Here is a 17,389-nt window from a genome sequence, read left to right as displayed (position 1 = left end):
AAGGCGATCACGCTCGGCATCCACGTTACGAAGGTCCCTTGGAACTTTGGGTCGTGCCTCTATCAGCGATCCGCGACCGCCAGGACGGGTCCCGGTGACAACACCCTGTGAGTCTTGTTCTGGCTGGTCTGGGACTGGCTGGCAGGGTTGGTGCTGGTCGCCCTTCCTTTGGCCGTGACTCCACAACACCCTGGCCCTGTGTGGGCCTTCCTGGGGACCTGTCCGGCTCGAGGAGGGGACGGCCGGCGCCTGCCCGGCCCACCTCGATGGCTTGATTAGAAGGCTGCCCAGCCCCTGGGGCTGTGGCTCATCACAGTGCTGCCTCGGAGTGACTCCACCCGGGCCGACGCCGGACGCGCCGCGGCCCGAAGCATCCGCCCGTCTGGAAGGAGCCCGACCGCGATGATCACTGTCGCACAATCCCGCCCGTTCGTCATCGGCGTGGACACCCACGCACGCACCCACACCCTCGCGATCCTCTCCGCCCCGAGCGGGGAACAGATCGCCTGTGAGCAGTTCCCGGCATCGAGCGCCGGAATGCTCAGGGCTGTTGACTGGGCAGCGAAGCGGACCGGCGGGGACCTGGCAGCACTATGGGTGATCGAAGGCGTCGGCAGCTATGGTGCCCAGCTCGCGAACACCGTGGCCCAGGCCGGCTACGAAGCCGTCGAAGCGCCAAGGACCCAGACCCGGGCCCGACGCGGGGTCGGGAAGTCCGATCCTCTGGATGCGCGGGCCATCGCCGCTGCAGCGCTGCCCCTCGACACCCATCGACTCCGCATTCCGCGTCAGGACGCCGGCGTCCGCGCCGCCCTGCGGGTACTGGTCGCCGCCAGGGAGCAGATGGCCGTCGAGCGCACCGCGAAGATCAACGCCCTGACGGCCTTGGTCCGCATCGTGCCACTCGGAATCGACGCCAGGAAGCCCCTCACCGACACCCAGATCACCGAGATCTCCCGTTGGCGGGCCCGCAACGAGGAACTTGCAGCTGTCACCGCGCGAGCGGAAGCCGTCCGGCTTGCCAAGCACATCCACGTCCTCGACGGCGAGCTCAAGGACAACCACTCCAACACAGCCAAGCTCATCCAAGCCAGCCCTGCTGCCCCGCTGCTGGAGAAGACCGGGATCGGGCCTCTGACGGCCGCGGTGGTCTATACGGCATGGTCCCACCTTGGCCGGGTCCGTTCTGAAGCAGCTTTCGCGGCGCTGGCTGGTGTGAGCCCAATTCCGGCCTCATCGGGCAACACAGTGCGCCACCGGCTCAACCGCGGCGGGGACCGCCAGCTCAACAGGGCCATCCATCTGGCCACCGTGGTCAGGATGGTCCACGATCCCGTCACCCGCGCCTACAGTGAACGCCGCAAAGCCGAGGGCAAGTCCGGCCGCGAAATCCGCAGGTGCCTCAAGCGCTACCTCGCCCGCCATCTCTACCGCACATTGAATGCGCTTCATCGGGACGCCGGCGCTCTGGCTTGACGAGATATAGAAGGGTCCCCGGATCATGGACGACTGGGGGCAGAACGTCATGCCGGAACCCGACCGGCCAACACCCTCATCCTCACGGATCAGGGAGCCACGAGAAAGGTAACGGGGCGCAGGCAGCCCGTGGCGGTGCCGTCCTCGAGGGGCTCCGGTCAGGGATTTTGTCTGCGGAGAAGAAGAGCCGCCGGCGGCGGAGCGTTCGGCCACTACAATAAGGACCGCTATAACGGACGATCCGGTCAGCCCACTTCTCCCACCCTGGCCATCGCCGCTGCGGAACGCATCCAAGCCCCTCCGCAGACCGGGAACAGGGTGGTCTCGTTGTGGCCGTCGCACCGCGTCATCGCGATGAGGGCGACGTAGAAGCTGAGCCTGCTGGCGTGCCCTGGCTGCAACCTCCCGGTCTTCTGCCTGCATACAGCCACTAGCTCGCCGACGTCTCGGACGGTCGCCTGATGGGCCGGCGCCGTGCACAGCCTTCCGACCGCGTGGTCGCCCAGCGGGAGCTACCGACCCGGCTGAAGTCCCTGCACGCGGGCGGCGCGCCAAGGGCAGACCTGGACGCGCACAACCAGTCGTTCAGCGCGCGCAGTTCGCCCTTGAGCGTTTAGGCGCGCGCAGGCGCGGTCACGGCACCAGCACGCGCGCCGCCAGCTCGGCCGGCAGCGGACGTAGGGATGTCTCCTTGGACTCGAGGGATTCGTCCGCCCCCGTGCCAAGGTAATGCGCCCGGATCTCATCGTCCTCGAGCAGCTCCTGCGCGCCGCCCACGCGGGCAATGCGCCCGTTGTCGATCACCATGCCGGCGGTCGCCACCATGAGCGCTGCTGTCGCATTCTGTTCGGCGAGGACCACCGCCACGCCCGAATCCGCCAGCTCCCTCACCGTGTCCAGAATCTGCCTTACCAGCAGGGGCGCGAGGCCAAGCGACGGCTCGTCGAGGAGGAGCACGCGCGGCTTGCGGACCAGCGCGCGGCCAATGGCCAGCATCTGCTGTTGGCCTCCCGAGAGAAGCCCCGATTGCCGCGCCGCGAACTGCTCCAGAATGGGAAACAGTCGGTACACCTCGGCGATCCTTGCGGCGGACTCCGCCGCCGATGTCTTCTGCCCGTGGAGGCCCATCTGCAGGTTCTCCTGCACCGTCAGCGCGCCGAAAAGGTGCCGGCCCTCGAGGACCAGTGCTAGCCCGCGCTGGGCGATCCGGTGCGCCGGAACCCCCAGGAGCTCCTGGCCGTCGAAGCCCACCGACCCGCTCGCGCCGCGGTGCACGCCAGCAATCGAGCTGAGAAGGGTGGACTTTCCGGCACCGTTCGTACCGATAAGCGCGAGTACCTGTCCCTCGGCCACGTCGAGGTCCACGTCGTGGAGCACCGCGTTGCGTCCAAACCGCGCTGTCAGTCCGCGTACCGTGAGCTTCATGCCGCTGCCTCTCCGAGATAGGCGCTGATCACCTTGGGGTCGTTCTGAATCGCGGACGGCAGCCCGTCCGCGATCACGTGGCCCGCGTCGAGCACCACGATCTGGTCGCTGATGGACATGACGAGGCCCATATTGTGCTCAATCACCATCATCGTCATGCCGCTGGCCTTGACGGCCTTGAGCACGTCGACAAGTTCGAGGGTCTCCGTGTCGTCGAGGCCCGCAGCCGGCTCGTCGAGCAACATGAGCCGCGGGCTCCCCGCAAGGACCCTGCCCACCTCGATGAGCCGCTGGGTGCCGCTCGAGAGGTCCGACGCTGGCCGGTCCGCGAGGTGCCCAAGCTCCAGGAAGCCGAGCACGCGGTCCGCCCGGGCGCGGAGCGCCTTCTCCTCGCGCCGGGCCGTGGGAAGGCGGAGTGCGTTGGAGAGCATTCCCGTGTGGGTCATCCATTGCGAGCCCAGCATCACGTTGTCGCGCACGCTCAGAGTCGCGACGAGACGTGCCGACTGGAAGCTCCGCATGAGCCCGGCTTTGGGCAGGCTGAAAGAGCGTGCCTTGGCGATGGATACGCCATCGAACACGATGTCGCCCTGATCAGCGCGCGTGTACCCGGTGATGACGTCGAGCAACGTCGTCTTCCCGGCACCGTTTGGGCCGATCACAGCAGTCACGGTGTTCTCTTCCACGCTGAAGCCGACGTCGTCGAGCGCCTTGACCCCGCCGAAGCTGCGCGTAACGTGGGAAACCTCCAGAATCGGCGTCATCGCCGCACCACCACCTTCTGCACGAGGGATTTCAATCCGCCCCACAAGCCACGCGGCAGATAGGTGATCACCACAATCAGCACCACCCCGGCAATGAGCGGCTCCCATGTCGCGACGGCCTGGCCCGCCTCGGGGAGGACCTGCAGCAGGAAGACGCCTAGAAGCGGGCCGACCACGGTGCGCGACCCGCCAAGTGCCAGCACCACCACAAGGTTGAATGAGACCGTCACCGCCACCATGTCCGGGGAGAGGAACATCGAGTAGAACGCGTACAGGCTGCCGCCCAGTGAGCCGAGCACAGCGGCGACCACGAACGCGGCCGTCTTGTAGCGTGCAGGGTTGATGCCCAGCATCTCGGCGGCGTGCTGGTCGTAGGAAACCGCCGCAAGCACCCGGCCTGTCTGTGACCGGAGGATGCCGATGATGAACCATGCCGCGGCCGCGCAGACGGCGAGCATAACGTAGTAGTTCTCCTCGTCGGTTCTCGCCACGAGCGGGCCAATCCCCAGGTTGGGGATACCCACGAGGCCGGAGGGGCCGCCGGTGACGTCGACGAGTCCCGTCGTGAGGCTCTGCGTGACGACTGCGAGGCCCAGCGTAGCCAGCGCGAGGTAGTACCCGCGCAGCCGCAGGAGCGGCCGCCCCAACAGGTACGCGATCAGGCCGGAGACCACCGCCATGATGACCGCGGAGACCGCCGTGGGGATCTCGAACTTGAGGCTCAGAAGCCCCGCTCCATAGCCGCCGAGGGCCATGAAGAGCGTCTGCCCAAGTGAGACCTGGCCGGCCTGGCCGAGGAACACGTCGAGCCCGATGACGATCAGGAAAAACGCGCCGACCACCACGGCGAAGCTCACCCAACCGGGGAACAGGGCCGGCACCGCCACCAGGAAAGCCGCGATGACGACTCCCGTCACGATGAGGCGCTTATGGGAGCTTCGACCCACTGCGCTTGCGATCACGGACCCTCGCACCTGATGGGTGGATGCGGAGTTCTTTTGGGTCACACTGGTCACAGCCGAGCCTCCACCGCTTTGCCCCTGATGCCCGAGGGGCGGACTAAGAGGACGACGAGCAGCACGGCGATGGCGAGGACTTGCGCGACATCCGCTGAGAGATAGCGGCTGAAGACCGCATTCAGGAGCCCCAGCAGGACGCCGCCGAGCACGGCGCCGGAGGAGCTTCCGAGTCCGCCGATCACGGCGGCGATGAATCCATTGACCGCGTACGGCACCACGGTGTCGTACTGCATGAAGGTCAGCGGGACGATGGACGTCCCGGCGAGGCCTGCCATGGCTCCGCCGATGCTGAACGTCACGAGCCGGACAACGTCCACGTTGACGCCTTGGAGCGCCGCAGCCCGGGCGTCTTCCGCCGTGGCCCGCATCGTGAGGCCGAAACCGGTGCGGTTCAGTAGCAGCCACAGTGCGACGAGCGAGACGAGCAGTACCCCGATGATCCAGAAGTACTGGGGGTCGACGTGGACCCCACCGAGGTCCATCGACTTGGTGTTGGAGAACCCCTGCATGGTGTAGGGGAGGTTTCCCCACACGATCAGGAGCACGCCGCCCACAGCCTGGAGCAAGCCGATAGTGATGAGCAGCATCCGCTGGCTCTGGGTGCGCTTGACGCCGGGGCGGATCACCACGAGGTCCACCGCGGCGAACATCGCGGCGAGGATCGCGGCGACCACGATCAGCAGCAGCACGGGGTTGAGGTGGGCCACGCTGTTTATCGACACGGCGACGAGCGCCGCGAGCACGACGAACGCGCCTTGGGCGAGGTTGATGACGCGGCTCATAGAGTATACGAGCGACATACCGAGCGAGATGAGGGCATATACGCCTCCGACTGCGAGGCCGCCCAAGAGCGTCTGGATTAGGTCAGACATGGGGAACCTCCCGTCTACTGATCCACGGAGACGAACTTGCCGTCCTTGGCCTGGACCATCTTGACGTCCGACGCGTTGATGCCGCGGTGGTCGTTCGCCGACATGTTGTAGGTGCCCACCACGCCCTCGAAGTCGGAGACACCCTCGAGCGCGGTCTTCACAGCGGAGGGATCGGCCGAGCCGGCCTTCTTGAGCGCCTCGGCGATGAGGAGCACCGCGTCATAGGCCACGCCGGGGCCGAAATCAGGCTGGGATCCGAACTTTCCGCTGAAGTCGTCGTGGTACTTCTTCTCGAGATCTGCCGCAGGCCCGTTGGGCTGGCTGTTCCACCAGAAGTCTCGGGTGGCGGGGATGAGCAAAGTCTTGGGCGTGTAGTCCTTGATGCGGTCAAGGAATGTGTTGGCCAAGTTGCCGTCCGTGGTCATGACCGGAAGGTCGATGCCGAGCTGCTGGAGGCCCTTGAGCGCCACACCCGCGGGGGTTCCCGTGGACCAGATGACCAGCGCCTGCGGCTTGCCTGCCACGGCCTGCTGGAGCTGCGAAGTCACTGACACCGAAGCGGGGTCGTACGTCACGTTCGCGGTGACATTGATGCCGGCGGCCTTGGCGGCAGCGTTCGCCGCAGACGCGCCTGTGGTCCCGCTTGCGTCGGTCGAGCTGACTACGGCGATGCTCGTGATGCCCTTGCTCTTCCAGTACTTCATGGCCTCGTCCGCCAGGGCCTGAGCCGTGGCGCTGGCCGACCACTGGTATCCCTTGGGGTTGACGGCGGGAGAGAGGCAGTAGTCCACCGGCCCGTTCGCGGCCATGAGCGGTGCGACAGCCTGGCAGCTACCCACGAGCGACGGGCCGACGACGGCGGCCACCTTCTGGGAGATAAGGGTGCGGGCTTGCTGCAGGGCCTGATCAGGCGTCGACTTGTCGTCGGCAGAGACGATCTTAATCTGGTGGCCGTTGACGCCACCCTTCTTGTTGACGTAGTCGGCGGCGAGCTGAGCGCCCTGGAGCTCGCCCTGGCCCAGCTGGGCTCCCGAGCCGGTCTGGCTCACCAGGACGCCGATGTCATAGGTCGACTCGTTCCCGGAGCCCGACTTGGCGCCGGGGCCTCCGCCGCAGGCCGTCAGGGCGACTGCGCAGCTGAAGACCGCGGCAGCTCCCATCATCAGACGTTGGGGCTTCACCATACGTATCTCCTCATCGAGACGACTTGGGGGGTACATCCCGTGGCGCCGGACCGGGGGCCCCACGATAGAAATGAAATGCAGGTCACAGCTAAGCATGAGCCATTTCTTTTGTCCATAGGACATTTCTGTCTTACAGAAAGACGCGACAACCGCTACTCCTCGAGCAGCAGCCCGGCGTGTTCGAGCTCGGCCTCGAGGAAGCGCCACACGTGGCCCTCTGTGAAAGCACTGCCGAGGTCCGGAAGGTCGCTCAGGTCTGATTCGTCCACTGGCCGGGGGGTCCCGCCCGCCCGCAGGAGGTCCAGCTGCACCTGTGCCATCGCAGTCAGGCTCAGCGCGGCGATGACAGCTTGCGGCACGGTGCTGCCTGTGGCCACGAGGCCGTGTCCGCGGAGGATGCAGACGTTGTTGCCGGCCCGGCTCTCCAGCATGTCCGCGGCGCGCTCCTCGGTGCGGATGAGCGCCGAGCTGGGGTGGACCGGGACACCGTTCCGGGCCATGCTCGTTCCCGGGATGTTGAACGCGCCGACCAGGGGCTGGATCGGGGCGTCGGTGAGGGACAGCGTCACGATGGCGGGCGGGTGCGCATGGACCACCGCCTCCACCCCGGCGTCCTCCCGGAGCGTGGCGAGGTGGAGCGGGAGCTCATTCGGGACCTGGTATCCGTTCGGCAGCTCAGCCTCTCCGGACAGCGGCACGAGATGGATGTCCTCTGCGACCGTGAAGCGGAGCCCCCGCTCGTGCGGGCCCCGGCAGCGGACCAGTGCTGTCGTGTCGGACACCCGCAGGCTGATGTGGCCCAGGATGTCGTCGACAAGCCCACGCTGGGCGAGCACCCTGCAGGCGTTGGCGATCAGGGTGCGTTCGCTGCGGAACTGTACTTCGGCCATGGCAGCCTCCTTGCTGCGTATGGGCCCCTTCGGAGCCGGCTTTCGTGCTTGGCCTTGCCAAACAGGTTTCAACCTAGCAGAATCCGTTTCTGACAGACAGAGAACCACGATTCAGGGACGGACAGCGCGACGATGGGCACTTCCAGCATTTACGAGGAGGTGCGCCGCGGCATGTTGCCGGCGCACATCTACAACGACAAGGAGATCTTCGAGCGGGAGCGGAAGAACCTCTTCGGCCGCGCATGGACGTTCGTGGGACACGAGTCGGAGATCCCCCAGGCGGGGGACTACGTGGTACGGCGCGTGCTCGAGGACTCCTTCATCCTGGTCCGCGACGAGAAGGGCGAGATCCGGGCCCACTTCAACATGTGCCTCCACCGCGGCATGCAGGTGTGCCGCGCCGAGGTGGGCAACGCGTCCCACTTCCGCTGCCCGTACCACGGCTGGTCCTACCGGAACGACGGCCGCATCGTGGGCCTGCCCTTCCACCAGGAGGCCTACGGGGGCGAGGCCGGGTTCAGCCGCAAGGGTGCGCGCCTCCTTCCCGCCCCGAATCTGGACACCTACAACGGCCTGATCTTCATCAGCATGGATCCCGACGCCCCGAGCCTGCGCGAGTTCATCGGCGACTTCGCGTTCTACCTCGACTTCTACACGAAGCAGAGTGCGAGCGGGATCGAGCTGCGCGGCCCCCAGCGCTGGCGCGTCAAGGCCAACTGGAAGATCGGCGCCGAGAACTTCGCTGGCGACATGTACCACACGCCCCAGACGCACACCTCGGTGGTGGAGATCGGGCTGTTCCGCGAGCCTAAGGCGGAGAAGCGCAAGGACGGCAACACCTACTGGGCAGGCAAGGGCGGCGGCACCACGTACAAGCTCCCCCCGGGAACGCTCGAGGAGCGGCTGCGCTACGTGGGCTACACCGACGAGATGATCGATCGCATGAAGGCCATCTGGTCACAGGAGCAGCTCGACGTCATCGGCCGCGACGGATTCATGATCTCCGCCGCATCGATGTTCCCGAATCTCAGCCTCGTGCACAACTGGCCCAAGGTCGAAGACGGCGACGACGTCCTCCCGTTCATCTCCCTCCGCACGTGGGTGCCCGTCAGCGAGGACGAGACCGAGGTCTACTCCTGGTTCGCGGTGGACGCCGAGGCGCCTGAGGAGTTCAAGGAGCTCTCCTACAAGGCGTACCTCATGTGCTTCGGGTCCTCGGGGATGTTCGAGCAGGACGACGTAGAGAACTGGGTCTCCCTCACGAACACCGCCAAGGGGTCGATGGCACGCCGCCTCCTGCTCAATGGCCGGATGGGCATGCTCAAGGACGGCAGCCCCGTGGTCCAGCCGCTCACGGAGGAAGAGTTCGCGGGGCCCGGCGTGGCCCACGTGGGCTACGGCGAGTACAACCAGCGCCATCTGATGAACCTGTGGGCCGACTACATGGAGGACGAGTACGCCGGCGTGGACCTGGGCGCCCTTTCGATCGGCGGCGACTGCCCGGCCGACTCAGCCCAGGCCGCCGCCAGCGCGGACCGCGCCGGCTCGAAGGTCAAGGAGGTCTCGGCATGATCGAGGAGACGGGGAAGGCCATCTCGGCCCAGTCGCCCCTGCACCGCACGTCCACCCTGGCAGATCGCGTGGGACCCGCACTCCAGTTCGGCGGCGATCTGCACCAGGAGATCCACCAGTGGCTCGTCGACGAGGCCTACACCCTCGACCAGCAGCGCTACGAGGACTGGCTCGAGACGCTCGCGGAGGACATCCACTACATCATGCCCGTGCGCGTCACCACCGCGCTCGGCACCCCGTTCAGCGCCTCCCCCGGCATGGCCCACTGGGATGAGAACAAGTACTCCCTCAGCCGCCGGGTGGCGCGGTTCGTCACGGAGCACGCCTGGACAGAGGATCCCCCCTCGCGCCTGCGCCACTACGTGACCAACGTGCGCGTGTTCGCCTCCGACGTCGAGGGCGAGGTCATCGCCGATTCCGCCGTGCTGCTCTTCCGCAGCCGCGGCGACGTCAACGAGCCCTCGCTAGTCTCGGCGCACCGCGAGGACGTGTTCCGCCGGACAGAGGGCGGCTGGAAGCTCGCCCGACGCGTGATCATGGTGGACGAGTCCGTTCTCCGCACCCAGAATCTGGCGATCTTCCTGTGACCGGGCTCGAATGGGAGGGCGCCGACCTCGACCGCCGGGCAGCGCTCGACGCCTCTGCGGAGCGCAGCCGGCTGCTCGAGCGGTCGGTGGGCGTCCCGCTCACCATCGCCAACGAGTTCTCGGAGATCACGGTCACGCGTGTCGAGACGCGCAACGGGACCCGACTCCTCATCGAGGCGCCCAAAACCGGCCAGTGGATCGCCCTCGATCCGCTCGAGCTCGAGGCCCTCACATGGCAGACCGTGCAGACGTTCTCGGCGATGATCGCCCAGCCGCACGCGCCCATGTTCCCCGAACCGCCGGCATCGTCCCCCGAGGCCCCGGCGTCCTGAGCCGGCCTGCCGGCACCCAACACGACCAAGAGAGAGACAGGGAGTCACGATGGCAAAGGTTGAGGCAGACCTGCCCGCATGCCAGGGATACGCCAACTGCGTGGTCGCAGCGGACGACTATTTCGACATCGACGACGACGGCAAGGTGGTGCTCCTGCGGACCGATGTGCCTGACTCCGAGCACGCCCGCGTGGAAGAGGCCGCGCGCAGCTGCCCGGTCTCGGCGCTGAAGCTCGTTCAGGAGGCGTCATGGATCGGATCGTGATCGTCGGCGCCTCGGTGGCCGGAGTCAGGACGGCGCAGACGCTCCGCCCGCTTGGCTTCGACGGGGAGCTCGTGCTCGTCGACTCGGAGAGCTCGCCGCTCTACGACAAGCCACCGCTGTCCAAGAAGTACCTCAACCGCACCCACACCGACCGCGAGATGGACCTGGTCACCGCCGCGGAATTCGACGAGCTCGGTGCCACGACAGAGTTCGGTGTCTCCGCCGTGGGACTCGAACCCGCGGCGCACGAACTCTCGCTCTCCGACGGGCGCACGCTCGAGTACTCCACGCTCGTGATCGCCACGGGTGCCCGTGCGCGCCGCATTCCATGGGCCCACGGCCCCGGAGTCCACGTGCTGCGCAGCCGCGAGGACGCGGACCGCCTCGCGGAAGAGCTCACGCCCGGCCGGCACCTCGCAGTCGTGGGCGCGGGGTTCATCGGTGCGGAAACCGCCGCGACCGCCCGAGCAGCAGGCATGCGGGTCACGCTCATCGACCCGCTCGGCTACCCCATGTCGCGGGCACTCCATCCCGAGGCAGGGGAATACTTCACGGCGAAGTACCGGGCGGAGGGTGTGGAGACGCGCTTCGGGACCGGGGTCACGGGTCTCGAGCGGGACGAGGACGGGCTCATCCTCGCACTCACCGACGGAAGCGTGCTGCGCGCGGACGCCCTCCTGCTCGGCATAGGGGCCGTGGTGAACACCGAATGGCTCGACGGTTCCGGCCTCGTCGTCGAGAACGGCGTAGTGTGCGACGCCACGCTCGCGGCCCTCGGCGCCCCCGACATCTACGCGGTGGGCGACATCGCGCGGTTCACGAGCCGCGACGACGGCCAGACGCACCGCCTCGAGCACTGGACAAGTGCGGTGGACCAGGCGAAGCTCGCGGCCCACAACATCGTCAACCCGGACGGCGCGAAGGACTACGCGCCGGTCGAGTACGTGTGGAGCGACCAGTACGACTGGAAGATCCAGATAGTGGGCCGCACCGGGTCCGAGGACGCGCACCTCATCGGCGCCCCCGAGCACGAGAGGTTCGTCCTGCTCTACGGCGAGGACAGCGAGCCGCTGCAGGGCGCCGTCGTGGTCAATTGGCCCAAGGCGCTCATCGACGCCCGCCGCTCGGTGGCCGCACGTACTACCACGGCGGAGATCCGAGGGCGGCTGATGAGCGCTCCGGCCACGTGAGCGGCGCGGCCGCGGACCGCTTGGCGACGTCGCGGGAAGACGATAGGGTTTCTGTTGTGCAGAATTCCGGAAAATCTCTGGCGATGTCCGTCGGAGCACAGCCGCAGTACCCCATCGAGTCGGTGGACAACGCTCTCCGTCTCATCCTCCTCCTGGGCGAGTGCTCTGAGGTCAGGCTGTCCGACGCGGCGGCCTACCTCGGGGTCGCCACGTCGACGGCCCACCGCATCTTGGCGATGCTCGTGTGGCGCGGCTTCGTGCGGCAGGACAGCCGGTCAAAGGCCTACGGCCCGGGGCCTGCCCTCACCAACATCGCCTTCTCGGTGCTGAAGCGCATGGACGTGCCCGGCCTCGCCCAGCCCATCCTCGAGGAAGTGAGCCAGACGCTGCGGGAGACGAGCCACCTCGGGATCCTCGAGGGAGGCTACATCCGGTTCCTCGCGGTCGCCGAGCCGGAGGTCGCCGTGCGGGTCGCCTCACGGCTCGGACGCGAGATGCCGGCGCACTGCACATCGACCGGTAAGGCCATCCTCGCGGGCCTGAGCCGCGAGGAGCTTCACGCCCTGTACCCGAGCGAGCACCTCGAGCCGGTTACGGCGGAGTCCGTGACGAGCCGCGCGGCGCTCGAGGCGCAGCTCGACGAGGTGCGTGAGCAGGGCTACGCCGTGAACCGCGAGGAGATCGAAGAGGGCGTGGGCTCAGTGGCCGTGGCCATCCCGACCTCGAGCCGTGCCCGCCTGGCCCTCAACGTCTCCGCCCCGCTGTACCGCCTCACAGAAGAGAAGCTCGTCATGTTCGGCCAGACGCTCCATGACGCCGCGGTGCGGCTGGGGGCACTCATCGGCTGACCCAAACCCCAAGGAGGTGGCGCGTGGCCGCACCTGCTGACCAGCCACGAATTGAGCTCGTCCACGGACATCGGATCCCGTCCGTCGGCCTGGGCACATGGCCGCATCTGGGCCAGGAGTGCGAGGACATGGTCGCCGAGGCGATCGGGTTCGGCTACCGGCTCGTCGACACTGCCTTCAAGTACGGCAACGAAGAGGCCGTCGGACGCGGAATCGCTCGGTCTGCAGTCCCCCGTTCGGAGCTCTTCGTCACAAGCAAGTTCAACAAGGAGAGCCACAGCGTCGACGGCGTCAAGCGTGCCTACGAGGCAAGCCTGCGGAAGCTCGGCCTTGAGTATCTGGACCTCTTCCTGGTCCATTGGCCGGTTCCGGCTCACGGCCAGTACGTCGAGGCGTGGAAGGGGCTCGTGACGCTTCTGGAGGAGGGGGCGGTCAAGGCGATCGGCGTTTCCAACTTCAAGCCCGCGCACCTCGACCGGATCATCGACGCCACTGGGGTGGTTCCCGACGTCAATCAGATCCAGCTCAGTGTCGACCTTGCCCGTCTCGGCCCGCGCGCAGTGCACTCGGCGCACGGAATCGTCACCCAGTCCTGGAGCCCTTTGGGGCGTGGCAGTGCGCTTCTGGCCGATCCGTACGTAGTAGGGCTCGCGGAGCGATACGGCAAGAGCCCCGCGCAGATCCTGCTGCGCTGGCATGTTGACCAGGGCATCGTCCCGGTCCCACGGGCCGATACCTCCGCTCAGCTCGCCCAGAACGTGGCCCTATTCGACTTCGAGCTTGCCTCGGAGGAACTCGAGCGTCTGGGCGCGTTCGATGCCGGCGAGGCTGCGGCCCGGGATTCGGACGACCCTGCGAACGGCCACTGACGAATCGTACGGTGCGCGCCCGTCACGCCCTTGGTGGAACGAAAGAGGTCGTTGTCGATCTTGAAATCCCAGGATGCGTGCTTCACTGATGCTCTGAATGGTTCGTGACGGCGGCCAACATCACCGCGTAGCCGGCTCCACCTCGAGAGCGCCGAATCGCGCTCGGGCACTCCCCCTGACAGTGCGGCTCCAACGAGAACGCACGCCCTCCCATTGCCTGGGACCGGCCCGGTCCTCGACCGTGGGCTGGCGCGGGCTGATCCTCAGGGCCCCGATGTAGCGGCTGTGGTGCCGGGCGGGCCGCCCTTGGGAAGGCTGGCGAATCCGACGCCCAGCTCAGTAGAGGGCCAGAGCCGGGCGCTCATGAGCCGAGCGTCTCGCTGATCTCCCGCGCTGCCCGCCGTACGGAAGCGATGATCTGTTCCGACTTCTCCTCATCCATGCGGAACGCGGGGCACGGGACGGACAGCGAGCCTATGAACTTGCCCTCGCTGCGGATGGCGGCGGCCATGCTCCAGACGCCCTCGTCGATCTCCTCGCGGCTCACCGACCAGCCGCGATCGGCGTCCCGGCGGACCTCCGCGAGGAACCCGTCGACACCCGAGACGGGGGGTCGTTCCCCACGGGAGATCGCGTCCTCGACGTAACGAAGGCGCTCCTCCTCCGCCATCGCGCCCATCACGAGGTGTGCACTCGCCCCTCGGAGAGGCGGGAGGTACTGGCCGACCTCGAAGGAGAGCCGCAGCCGCCGCTCGGCCTCGATCCGGTGGGTGCAGACGGGCAGGCCGGCAATGGGCTGAACCAGGATCACGGTCTCGTCCGTCTCGGTGGCGAGCGACTGCATGAATGGCTGGACTACGTCGATGAGCGTCGTCGCGCGCCGAGCCGTCTGGCTGAGCGCCACGAGCCGCATCGTGAGCCGGTACTGGCTCCGCCCCGCTTCCTCGACGAGCCCCATCTCGCGAAGCATCGCGACATATCGGTGTGCCGACGGGACCGGCATGTCCGCCAATTCGGCGAGCTCGCGCACGGTTGCGAGCGGGGCTCGTTCGAACGCGAACAGCATGTCGATCGCGCGCCGAGCGCTGTCTGCGCCGGTTCTTGCTACGGCCACTCATGCCTCCTGTTGACTCCATCACACAGCTGTTCTATCTTCGAATCACACCCTGTGAAAACAGGATATCACTCTGCGATACGGGATGGAAGAACCTGCTGAAATCCCATCCCCCTTGATGACGTCTGGAGGCTCAATGTCGAGCACCGCAGCAACCGCAACGAAGGCAGAGGTCGGCATGCCGCGCTACCGATGGCTGATCCTGGTCGCCTGTTGGGCCTCGTTCACCCTCACCTCGATTGACCGTTCAACGTGGGGCCCGGCCTCGGTGTTCGTGGGCGAGAGCCTCCACGTCACCGTCCAGGCTCTTGGGGCCTTCGCGACCGCGTACTACATCGGGTACGTCGTGACCAACTTCTGGAGCGGCTTCGCCTCGGATGCGATCGGCAGCAAGGTCATCCTGACGGTTTCCCTCCTGGGCGCCGGCGCCTCGATGCTGGCCTTCGGCTCGACCACCAATGCCTCCATCGGCATCGCGATCCAGGCCGTCGTCGGCTTCTTCGCCGGTGCCGACTACGCCGCAGGCATCCGGCTCATCGTGAGCTGGTTCAAGCCTCAGGAGCAGGGCTTCGCCATGGGCATCTTCACAGCTGCGACCTCGCTCGGCACGGCCATCGCAAACTTCGTGGTCCCGGCCCTCATCACGGCCTCGGGCTGGCGCACCTCGTACATCATGTTCGGCGCGATCTCGATTGCCGTCGCGGCCGCCCTGTTCTTCACGCTCAAGCCGGGCCCGCTCGTCACCGAGCACAAGGACGCGCCCAAAGGCCGCTTCCGGCGCGATCTGGCGGCCATGTTCACCAACCCGAACCTGCTGTTCACGTGCCTCGCTGGCTTCGGCGCGTTCTGGGGCCTCTACGGCTTCGTGACGTGGTCCAACACCCTCATGATCAAGGGCAAGCACATCTCGCCGGAGACCGCCGGACTCGTCGTCGGGATCTTCGCGGTCGCGGCGGTCCTCGCCAAGCCGATCATCGGCTGGATCTGCGACAGATTCTTCGGCGGCGCCCGCAAGATCCCCTCGATCATCCTGCTGGCCCTGTTCGCCTCGATCCTGCTCGTCTTCGGCCGCCTCGACAGCGCGGCGGCCTTCCTCTGGGCCGCCCCGTTCCTCGGACTGGCCGCCTACGGTTGGAGCCCCCTCCTCGTCTCGCTCGTCCCGCGCCTCGTCCCGAACGGCGTCTCCGGCAGCGCCTCCGGCGTCGCGAACGGAATCTGGCAGCTCGGAAGCGTGGTCGTCCCCGTCGTGGTCGGCGCGGTGTTCGGCGCGGCCAAGTCGTTCGACATCGCCTTCCTCGCCCTCGCCGCAGGTCCCATCTTCGGCTTCATCGCCATGCTGTTCGTCCGCGACCGCCAGAAGCCGGCCGTCGCACCCGCCGCCGCTGAGAAGGAGTAAGCGCGCCATGCCAAAGATCGTTTTTGTCCGCCCCGACGGCGACACCAAAGAGGTCGACGCCGCAGAAGGCTCGAGCGCGATGCGCGCAGCCCTCCTGGGCGGCGTCGAGGGGATCGTCGCCGACTGCGGCGGCGAAGCCTCCTGCGCCACATGCCACGTCTTCGTGGACGCCGCCTGGACCGGCCGAGTGGGCGAGCCCGGCCTCGACGAGGACGACATGCTCGAGTTCACCGCCTGCGCCCGGCAGCCCAACAGCCGCCTGTCGTGCCAGATCAGGGTTGACGACGAGCTCGACGGCCTCGTGCTGAACCTCCCGGAGGAGCAATGAGCGCCGGGACCGTCATCATCGGCGCAGGCCAATCGGGAGCGCAGCTCGCGGTGTCCCTCCGCGAGCTGGGCTACGCGGACGGCATCGTGCTCGTCGGCGACGAGGCCGACCTCCCGTACCAGCGCCCGCCCCTGTCCAAGGAGTACATGTCCGGGCACATGGACGCCGCCGAACTCCCGATCCGGGCCGCCACGTACTACCGCGAGCACGGCATCGAACTCATCGCAGGCGACCCGGCGGTGTCGGTCTCCCGCGAAGACTCGACCGTGACCCTGGCCTCGGGCCGGGCCCTGCCCTACACCCGGCTCGTCTTCGCGACCGGGGCCCGCAACCGTCGTCTGGCGTTCGACGGCGGCGAGCCTGCCAACGTCCATTACCTCCGGACCCGGGACGACGCCGATCGCCTGCGCGGCGCCCTCTCGGCCGCGAAGAACATCCTCGTGGTCGGTGCCGGCTTCATCGGCCTCGAGTTCGCCTCCGTCGCGAACCTCGCGGGCGCGAATGTCACGGTCGTCGAAATGGCGCCCCGCGTTCTGGGCCGCGCCGTGTCCGAAGAGATCTCCGCATACTTCTCGGCGCGGCACACGGAGTGGGGCTCCGAGGTGCTCGCCGGCACGGCCATCGAGGAATGGGTGCGCGCCGAAGACGGCCGCGTGGCCGGCGCGCGCATCGGCGGCGAGGTCCGCGACATCGACCTCGTCCTCGTGGGAATCGGCGTCATCCCGAACGTCGAACTCGCCGAGGCCGCGGGCCTCGAGATCGGCAACGGGATCGTCGTCGACTCGTCCCTCGCGACGTCGGACCCGGCCATCTTCGCGATCGGCGACTGCTCGAACCACCCTCGTCCCGAGACGACAGCACTCGTGCGCGTCGAGTCGGTCCAGAACGCCGCAGACCAGGCCCGGTTCCTGGCCCGCCAGCTGACCGGAGACTGCGGAGAATACGCCGACGTGCCATGGTTCTGGAGCCACCAGACGGGCGACAAGCTCCAGATCGCGGGGCTCTCCCAGCCCACCGACACGACGTTCGTCCTCGGAGACACGACCCGGGGCCGCTTCTCGGTATGCCGGATCCGCGACGGCAGGCTCATCGCAGTCGAATCCGTCAACAGCCCCGGCGACCACCTCGCCGCCCGACGGCTCCTGGTCAACCGCGTCCACGTCTCAGAGGAGCAGCTGCGGGAGCCCGGCTTCTCGCTACGCGGCGCACTCAAGACCGTCGGGACCGTCTAAACCCACGAGCGATCCTCACGAAAGGA

At 67.4% G+C, this 17,389-nt stretch carries 18 protein-coding genes; 11 read left to right on the top strand and 7 right to left on the bottom strand.

All coding sequences use genetic code 11. The annotated features are described in order from the left end of the window. Positions 1–402 precede the first annotated feature (402 nt). Entirely contained in the window at positions 403–1,476 is a 1,074-nt protein-coding gene (locus ACYVKZ_RS20490) for an IS110 family RNA-guided transposase (RefSeq protein WP_460994294.1), read from the top strand. 633 nt (positions 1,477–2,109) lie between these two features. Here ACYVKZ_RS20490 and ACYVKZ_RS20485 read toward each other — a convergent pair. The 6 genes from ACYVKZ_RS20485 to ACYVKZ_RS20460 form a co-directional block, all read right to left on the bottom strand. Then, positions 2,110–2,901 (bottom strand): ABC transporter ATP-binding protein, encoded by a 792-nt coding sequence (locus tag ACYVKZ_RS20485; RefSeq protein WP_460994292.1) that lies wholly within the window; start codon positions 2,899–2,901, stop codon positions 2,110–2,112. Then, positions 2,898–3,665: an ABC transporter ATP-binding protein gene (locus tag ACYVKZ_RS20480; RefSeq protein WP_460994290.1), complete on the bottom strand. Its 768-nt coding sequence runs from the start codon at positions 3,663–3,665 to the stop codon at positions 2,898–2,900. Before ACYVKZ_RS20480 ends, ACYVKZ_RS20485 begins: the two co-directional genes overlap by 4 nt. Then, entirely contained in the window at positions 3,662–4,582 is a 921-nt protein-coding gene (locus ACYVKZ_RS20475; RefSeq protein ID WP_460994288.1) for a branched-chain amino acid ABC transporter permease, read from the bottom strand. The genes ACYVKZ_RS20480 and ACYVKZ_RS20475 overlap by 4 nt, the downstream gene beginning before the upstream one ends. Positions 4,583–4,677: 95 nt before the next feature. Next, positions 4,678–5,556 carry a branched-chain amino acid ABC transporter permease gene (locus ACYVKZ_RS20470; protein WP_460994286.1) on the bottom strand — a complete coding sequence of 293 codons (879 nt, stop codon included), beginning with the start codon at positions 5,554–5,556 and terminating at the stop codon, positions 4,678–4,680. 14 nt (positions 5,557–5,570) lie between these two features. Next, entirely contained in the window at positions 5,571–6,740 is a 1,170-nt protein-coding gene (locus ACYVKZ_RS20465; RefSeq protein ID WP_460994283.1) for an ABC transporter substrate-binding protein, read from the bottom strand. A gap of 152 nt (positions 6,741–6,892) precedes the next feature. Beyond that, positions 6,893–7,630 carry a class II aldolase/adducin family protein gene (locus ACYVKZ_RS20460; protein WP_460994281.1) on the bottom strand — a complete coding sequence of 246 codons (738 nt, stop codon included), beginning with the start codon at positions 7,628–7,630 and terminating at the stop codon, positions 6,893–6,895. Positions 7,631–7,762: 132 nt separating this feature from the next. Between ACYVKZ_RS20460 and ACYVKZ_RS20455 the strand changes: the two genes are divergently transcribed. From ACYVKZ_RS20455 to ACYVKZ_RS20425, 7 genes are all read left to right on the top strand, one after another. Continuing rightward, positions 7,763–9,202 carry a Rieske 2Fe-2S domain-containing protein gene (locus tag ACYVKZ_RS20455; RefSeq protein WP_460994279.1) on the top strand — a complete coding sequence of 480 codons (1,440 nt, stop codon included), beginning with the start codon at positions 7,763–7,765 and terminating at the stop codon, positions 9,200–9,202. Next, positions 9,199–9,789: a 3-phenylpropionate/cinnamic acid dioxygenase subunit beta gene (locus tag ACYVKZ_RS20450; RefSeq protein ID WP_460994277.1), complete on the top strand. Its 591-nt coding sequence runs from the start codon at positions 9,199–9,201 to the stop codon at positions 9,787–9,789. The genes ACYVKZ_RS20455 and ACYVKZ_RS20450 overlap by 4 nt, the downstream gene beginning before the upstream one ends. Continuing rightward, positions 9,786–10,121: a hypothetical protein gene (locus tag ACYVKZ_RS20445; protein ID WP_460994275.1), complete on the top strand. Its 336-nt coding sequence runs from the start codon at positions 9,786–9,788 to the stop codon at positions 10,119–10,121. Before ACYVKZ_RS20450 ends, ACYVKZ_RS20445 begins: the two co-directional genes overlap by 4 nt. A 49-nt stretch (positions 10,122–10,170) precedes the next feature. Further along, a complete protein-coding gene (locus ACYVKZ_RS20440) occupies positions 10,171–10,386 on the top strand; it encodes a ferredoxin (RefSeq protein WP_460994273.1) in 216 nt (71 codons plus the stop codon). After that, positions 10,371–11,576 (top strand): NAD(P)/FAD-dependent oxidoreductase, encoded by a 1,206-nt coding sequence (locus tag ACYVKZ_RS20435; protein ID WP_460994271.1) that lies wholly within the window; start codon positions 10,371–10,373, stop codon positions 11,574–11,576. Before ACYVKZ_RS20440 ends, ACYVKZ_RS20435 begins: the two co-directional genes overlap by 16 nt. An 83-nt stretch (positions 11,577–11,659) precedes the next feature. Next, positions 11,660–12,424, top strand: coding sequence for an IclR family transcriptional regulator (locus tag ACYVKZ_RS20430; RefSeq protein ID WP_460994269.1), 765 nt, complete (start codon positions 11,660–11,662; stop codon positions 12,422–12,424). A 23-nt stretch (positions 12,425–12,447) separates the two neighbouring features. Then, positions 12,448–13,293, top strand: a complete 846-nt coding sequence (locus ACYVKZ_RS20425) for an aldo/keto reductase (RefSeq protein WP_460994267.1) — start codon at positions 12,448–12,450, stop codon at positions 13,291–13,293. Positions 13,294–13,654: 361 nt separating this feature from the next. Here ACYVKZ_RS20425 and ACYVKZ_RS20420 read toward each other — a convergent pair whose 3' ends face one another. Then, the gene (locus tag ACYVKZ_RS20420; RefSeq protein WP_460994265.1) at positions 13,655–14,407 is read right to left on the bottom strand and encodes an IclR family transcriptional regulator; all 753 of its coding nucleotides are present in this window, start codon (positions 14,405–14,407) and stop codon (positions 13,655–13,657) included. A gap of 136 nt (positions 14,408–14,543) precedes the next feature. Between ACYVKZ_RS20420 and ACYVKZ_RS20415 the strand changes: the two genes are divergently transcribed. From ACYVKZ_RS20415 to ACYVKZ_RS20405, 3 genes are read left to right on the top strand one after another with little or no spacing between them, the layout of a single operon-like run. Further along, on the top strand, positions 14,544–15,803 hold the full coding sequence (locus ACYVKZ_RS20415; protein WP_460994263.1) for an MFS transporter: 1,260 nt from the start codon (positions 14,544–14,546) through the stop codon (positions 15,801–15,803). 7 nt (positions 15,804–15,810) lie between these two features. Further along, positions 15,811–16,131, top strand: a complete 321-nt coding sequence (locus ACYVKZ_RS20410) for a 2Fe-2S iron-sulfur cluster-binding protein (protein WP_460994261.1) — start codon at positions 15,811–15,813, stop codon at positions 16,129–16,131. Further along, positions 16,128–17,363 (top strand): NAD(P)/FAD-dependent oxidoreductase, encoded by a 1,236-nt coding sequence (locus ACYVKZ_RS20405; RefSeq protein ID WP_460994258.1) that lies wholly within the window; start codon positions 16,128–16,130, stop codon positions 17,361–17,363. The genes ACYVKZ_RS20410 and ACYVKZ_RS20405 overlap by 4 nt, the downstream gene beginning before the upstream one ends. Positions 17,364–17,389 lie beyond the last annotated feature (26 nt).

This window comes from Sinomonas soli, from assembly GCF_054782415.1.
Note: the sequence above shows the minus strand (reverse complement) of the source record. Positions and strands in the feature narration are given on the sequence as shown.

Bases quoted from the DNA above. Each gene is read 5' to 3' on its own strand.
- ACYVKZ_RS20490 (WP_460994294.1), top strand. From the start codon at position 403: ATGATCACTGTCGCACAATCCCGCCCGTTCGTCATCGGCGTGGACACC.
- ACYVKZ_RS20485 (WP_460994292.1), bottom strand. From the start codon at position 2,901: ATGAAGCTCACGGTACGCGGACTGACAGCGCGGTTTGGACGCAACGCG.
- ACYVKZ_RS20480 (WP_460994290.1), bottom strand. From the start codon at position 3,665: ATGACGCCGATTCTGGAGGTTTCCCACGTTACGCGCAGCTTCGGCGGG.
- ACYVKZ_RS20470 (WP_460994286.1), bottom strand. From the start codon at position 5,556: ATGTCTGACCTAATCCAGACGCTCTTGGGCGGCCTCGCAGTCGGAGGC.
- ACYVKZ_RS20465 (WP_460994283.1), bottom strand. From the start codon at position 6,740: ATGGTGAAGCCCCAACGTCTGATGATGGGAGCTGCCGCGGTCTTCAGC.
- ACYVKZ_RS20460 (WP_460994281.1), bottom strand. From the start codon at position 7,630: ATGGCCGAAGTACAGTTCCGCAGCGAACGCACCCTGATCGCCAACGCC.
- ACYVKZ_RS20455 (WP_460994279.1), top strand. From the start codon at position 7,763: ATGGGCACTTCCAGCATTTACGAGGAGGTGCGCCGCGGCATGTTGCCG.
- ACYVKZ_RS20450 (WP_460994277.1), top strand. From the start codon at position 9,199: ATGATCGAGGAGACGGGGAAGGCCATCTCGGCCCAGTCGCCCCTGCAC.
- ACYVKZ_RS20440 (WP_460994273.1), top strand. From the start codon at position 10,171: ATGGCAAAGGTTGAGGCAGACCTGCCCGCATGCCAGGGATACGCCAAC.
- ACYVKZ_RS20435 (WP_460994271.1), top strand. From the start codon at position 10,371: ATGGATCGGATCGTGATCGTCGGCGCCTCGGTGGCCGGAGTCAGGACG.
- ACYVKZ_RS20430 (WP_460994269.1), top strand. From the start codon at position 11,660: ATGTCCGTCGGAGCACAGCCGCAGTACCCCATCGAGTCGGTGGACAAC.
- ACYVKZ_RS20415 (WP_460994263.1), top strand. From the start codon at position 14,544: ATGTCGAGCACCGCAGCAACCGCAACGAAGGCAGAGGTCGGCATGCCG.
- ACYVKZ_RS20410 (WP_460994261.1), top strand. From the start codon at position 15,811: ATGCCAAAGATCGTTTTTGTCCGCCCCGACGGCGACACCAAAGAGGTC.
- ACYVKZ_RS20405 (WP_460994258.1), top strand. From the start codon at position 16,128: ATGAGCGCCGGGACCGTCATCATCGGCGCAGGCCAATCGGGAGCGCAG.